The organism is Magnetococcales bacterium (genome assembly GCA_015228815.1).
Taxonomy (GTDB): Bacteria; Pseudomonadota; Magnetococcia; order Magnetococcales; family UBA8363; genus UBA8363.
Map to the genome: position 1 here is coordinate 1 of JADGCV010000091.1, position 3,506 is coordinate 3,506.

Annotated in this window: 7 protein-coding genes; 5 read left to right on the forward strand and 2 right to left on the reverse strand. The window is 57.2% G+C overall.

The genetic code is table 11. The features are described from left to right. Nucleotides 1-91 precede the first annotated feature (91 nt). On the forward strand, nucleotides 92-625 hold the full coding sequence (locus tag HQL76_18075; protein MBF0111077.1) for a hypothetical protein: 534 nt from the start codon (nucleotides 92-94) through the stop codon (nucleotides 623-625). Nucleotides 626-640: 15 nt separating this feature from the next. On the opposite strand, the gene HQL76_18080 is transcribed toward HQL76_18075, so the two are convergent. Continuing rightward, nucleotides 641-910 carry a type II toxin-antitoxin system YafQ family toxin gene (locus HQL76_18080; protein ID MBF0111078.1) on the reverse strand — a complete coding sequence of 90 codons (270 nt, stop codon included), beginning with the start codon at nucleotides 908-910 and terminating at the stop codon, nucleotides 641-643. After that, nucleotides 907-1,164: a type II toxin-antitoxin system RelB/DinJ family antitoxin gene (locus HQL76_18085; protein MBF0111079.1), complete on the reverse strand. Its 258-nt coding sequence runs from the start codon at nucleotides 1,162-1,164 to the stop codon at nucleotides 907-909. The genes HQL76_18080 and HQL76_18085 overlap by 4 nt, the downstream gene beginning before the upstream one ends. A 96-nt stretch (nucleotides 1,165-1,260) precedes the next feature. Here HQL76_18085 and HQL76_18090 point away from each other — a divergent pair, with 96 nt between their 5' ends. The 4 genes from HQL76_18090 to HQL76_18105 all read left to right on the forward strand — a co-directional run bounded on the left by HQL76_18090 (nucleotide 1,261) and on the right by HQL76_18105 (nucleotide 3,484). Further along, nucleotides 1,261-2,034 carry a hypothetical protein gene (locus HQL76_18090; protein ID MBF0111080.1) on the forward strand — a complete coding sequence of 258 codons (774 nt, stop codon included), beginning with the start codon at nucleotides 1,261-1,263 and terminating at the stop codon, nucleotides 2,032-2,034. Nucleotides 2,035-2,043: 9 nt separating this feature from the next. Next, nucleotides 2,044-2,301, forward strand: a complete 258-nt coding sequence (locus tag HQL76_18095) for a hypothetical protein (protein MBF0111081.1) — start codon at nucleotides 2,044-2,046, stop codon at nucleotides 2,299-2,301. A gap of 34 nt (nucleotides 2,302-2,335) precedes the next feature. Further along, on the forward strand, nucleotides 2,336-2,830 hold the full coding sequence (locus HQL76_18100) for a hypothetical protein (protein MBF0111082.1): 495 nt from the start codon (nucleotides 2,336-2,338) through the stop codon (nucleotides 2,828-2,830). A gap of 87 nt (nucleotides 2,831-2,917) precedes the next feature. Continuing rightward, nucleotides 2,918-3,484 (forward strand): hypothetical protein, encoded by a 567-nt coding sequence (locus tag HQL76_18105; protein MBF0111083.1) that lies wholly within the window; start codon nucleotides 2,918-2,920, stop codon nucleotides 3,482-3,484. Nucleotides 3,485-3,506: the final 22 nt, after the last annotated feature.

Consider the following 3,506-nt stretch of genomic DNA (forward strand, 5'->3'; position numbering starts at 1 on the left):
ATAGAGCAAATCAAAGAATGGCGTGTTTGTAGTGCCACTCGGAAAATTTTCAACTCGTAACATGTTGTTATTTAATTGTTTATAAAATTCTGTGTTAAACTTGGGCCAGGTGATCGCCGCCGGTCTGGGTCCCCGGGTGGCCCGGGCCTGGCGCAGCCGTCATTATCCCAACGACCGGCACAACGCCGCCAGCATGGTTTGGACCCAGGCCCCGCAAATCATCCGGGCCTTCGACGAGGGGGTTTTGATCAAGAGCGACGCAGGTTTCTGGCTCGCGATTCCAACCCCTTCCGTGCCCAAACGCGGCACCGATGGCAAACGGATCAACCCGTCCAACTTTCCCGAACACCGGTATGGACCCTTGCGGTTCGTCTACCGGACCACGGGGCCGTCCCTGCTGGTGGTGGAGGGCGTTCGGGTCAGTGCCCGCACCGGACGGGTGGGACGGCAGGCCAAGGGTGGAAGCCACACCAAAACGGGCCGCATCAAGTCCGGCATGACCACGGTGGTGATGTTTCTGCTGGTGCCCCAGGTCAAAATGCCCAGGCGATTGGATGTCAAACAGGCCGCCGATTTTTGGATCGGAAGGCTCCCGGAAATCATTGATCGTCACATGGGAGGTTGATTTCTTTCAGCTGGATCAAAACAGATCGGAATGTGTTCCGGTTCGGACAAGCATCACCCTGATTTCATTGTCGTCCCAAATCAACAGCCAATCTGGTTCGATATGGCATTCCCAGAATGAAGCGTAGTTTCCACTCAACCTGTGCGGTTTATACCGAACGTCCAGGGGTACAGAAGCGAGGATCATTTCAACGATATCCCATAATTTTTCAGGATCCTTGCCGCGTTTCTGCATCAATTTGAGGTCGCGTTTGAATTGCCGGGTGCTTTTCAGCCTGCGATTCATCGAAACTCCGCTTTCAACTCATCCAGGCTGGCGTATTCCAACACATCATCTTCATCTCTGGCCTGCCGTATTGCCTCCAAGGTTGTAGCATTGGGGATTTTGACGTCAAAGGGAAGGCCGTTTTGAAGCGCCACCTGTTTATAAAACAGAGTAATCGCTTCTGTAGGGGATAGCCCCAGGATCGAAAATACCGCTTCGGCATTATGTTTCAGATCCGGTTCCACCCGGGCGCGGATCATTTCGGTCTTGGCCATTGGGAAATCTCCTTTCAAGAAAAATGTATCACATTTGAGGAACGATTCCAAGTGCCTTCCAAGTCTGAACAGATCCTCCAGGTGTTGAAGGCGATCTTGGAGACTATCCCCGATGTCCGGGTCGAACGCAACATGGCGGTCTCCACCAGGATCCCGGAAGCAGGCCTCATCATCCTGCGTGATGGTGATCCCGGAGAACCAGACCTCGCTTTGGGCGGTGTGGGCGGGGCCTATTACAGCCACCGGGTGGAGATTGAGATGTACGTCCAACATGCCGATGCCGGGGCGCGGGATGTAGCGTTCGATGCCCTGATGGTTTCGGTCGGGGAAGTGCTGTCGGCCAACCCCACTCTGGGTGGCCTCTCCTTCGGCATGACCATCGGCCAACCCACGACCGAAGTGGAAGCGGTCGAGGGTGCTCCGGCCATCAAAACCGGCATCTTCGAACCCGTCATCGAATACGAAACCAACGCCGTCTGGACCCATTGCGGACCCACGGGTCCCATTCAGGATCCGCCATCCTGCGGTGGTTCGGTGACTTTCGTCGCGGCGGATAATCTGGAAGCCTTCCAGCTGGTCACCCTCGATCAGGATGCCCGGGTCGTTCTCGCTGACCAGAGTATTGGCGGCAACGTCCTTGGCATGACCCTCTCCAGCGCGGAGGGTGGCGAAGCGGTTCAGTTGCAAATCTTCGGACCAGTCATCAACGCCGGTTGGAACTGGGACAGCGTCAACAGCCAGGTCTTTCTGGGTCTCACCGGCGAACCCACCCAGATGCCGCCCACCTCCGGCTTCCTGGTGGTAGTGGGATCGTCCATCTCGGAGATGGAACTTTTCATCAACATCGAACCCGCCATCCAGCTTTTGTAGGAAATCATCATGACCACCCAGAAATTCATCAGGCTGAACGGTCAGACCGGTCGGCCCGAGGAGGCGTTTGCCATCGACCGTTCCAACGGTCCCGAAGATGCCGGAAGCATTGTGGCGTTGAACCGCCGGGGGAAACGCTTCTGGACCATGCTCCCCATCGGTTTCGGCTGCTGCCTGCATTTTTGCAAAAATATTTGTCCTCACCGGGACAGATGTTCCCAGCGTGATCAGTTCGAGCTGGAAATCGCCGAACTTCAGGCATTTTGATCTGTTTTTCTAACCATCATGAGGAGTTTCGAACATGGCAGTGCGCAAATATCTCAAGGTTGACACCACCGATGGCCGTACCAAGGAGGAGGCCGCCGTCAACATTTCCAATGGACCCGCGGATGAGGGGAGGATTCCGGCGCTGGATTCCGGGGGCAAACTGGATCTGACCATGATGCCCACTGGCATCGGACCGGACCTGAAAAGCCTTCCCGTTGGTGTGGACGTGACCGCCGGGAACTTCGTTACGGTCTACGATGATCTCGGAACCCTCAAGGTCAAACCGGCCAAGGCCGATAACTCTGCCATCCAGGCGGACGGCTTCGTCAAGGAGACCGTCACTGTCGGCAACCCGGTCAACGTCTACTTCGAAGGGGTCAACGATCAGGTTTCCGGACACACCCCCGGCACGAGGGTCTTCCTGAGTGCTGCCACCGCCGGGGCCGCCACTGCCACCCCGCCCACCGGTTCCGGTCATGTACTTCCAGTACCTGGGCAAGGCGGTGAGTGCCACCGAGATCGCCTATGAAGCCACCGACGGCATCACCCTGGCCTGATCCTTTGTCCCCGGCCTCCTCGCGGGACCGGGGATTCCATCTTCCTGGAGACATGAACCATGGCCCGAGCCTACGGCGCGAACGCAACCTTGTTGCTCAAGCGCGAAACCACCTACGGCGTCCAGCCCTCTGGCAATTTTGTCAAGATGCCCTTCAACAAATGCTCGCTGGGGAGTGAACAGGGGCTTATCGACGATCCGCTCCTGGGTCAGGGTCGTGATCCCCTGGCTCCCTTGCGCGATGTCATCAACGATGCGGGCGAGATCGTCATCCCGGTGGATCTGCGTTATCTGGGGATCTGGCTCACCGGCGTCCTCGGCGATCCCACCACCACCGGCACCGGACCCTACACCCATGCGTTCGGGTCTGGAGCGGCGGATATTCCCAGCTATTCCATCGAAGTGGGATTCTCCCAGGTCCCGGCGTTTTTCATGCACAAAGGGGTCAAGTTTGATTCCGTCGCCCTGGAGTTTCAACGCTCCGGTGCGGCGGCGGCCACTGTACACGCCATTGCCCAGGGGGAAACGCGCAACAGTTCCTCCCAGGGAGGCACACCCACAGCACTCACCTTCACCCTATCATCGTTCCCTCTTGGTACAGAATGCGGCCATAGACATGAAAATTGATCTCGTTCCTCTTCCCGGATAC

Excerpts from the sequence above, each read along its gene's own strand:
- HQL76_18080 (MBF0111078.1), bottom strand. The coding sequence starts at position 910 with ATGAATCGCAGGCTGAAAAGCACCCGGCAATTCAAACGCGACCTCAAA.
- HQL76_18085 (MBF0111079.1), bottom strand. The coding sequence starts at position 1,164 with ATGGCCAAGACCGAAATGATCCGCGCCCGGGTGGAACCGGATCTGAAA.
- HQL76_18095 (MBF0111081.1), top strand. The coding sequence starts at position 2,044 with ATGACCACCCAGAAATTCATCAGGCTGAACGGTCAGACCGGTCGGCCC.
- HQL76_18100 (MBF0111082.1), top strand. The coding sequence starts at position 2,336 with ATGGCAGTGCGCAAATATCTCAAGGTTGACACCACCGATGGCCGTACC.
- HQL76_18105 (MBF0111083.1), top strand. The coding sequence starts at position 2,918 with ATGGCCCGAGCCTACGGCGCGAACGCAACCTTGTTGCTCAAGCGCGAA.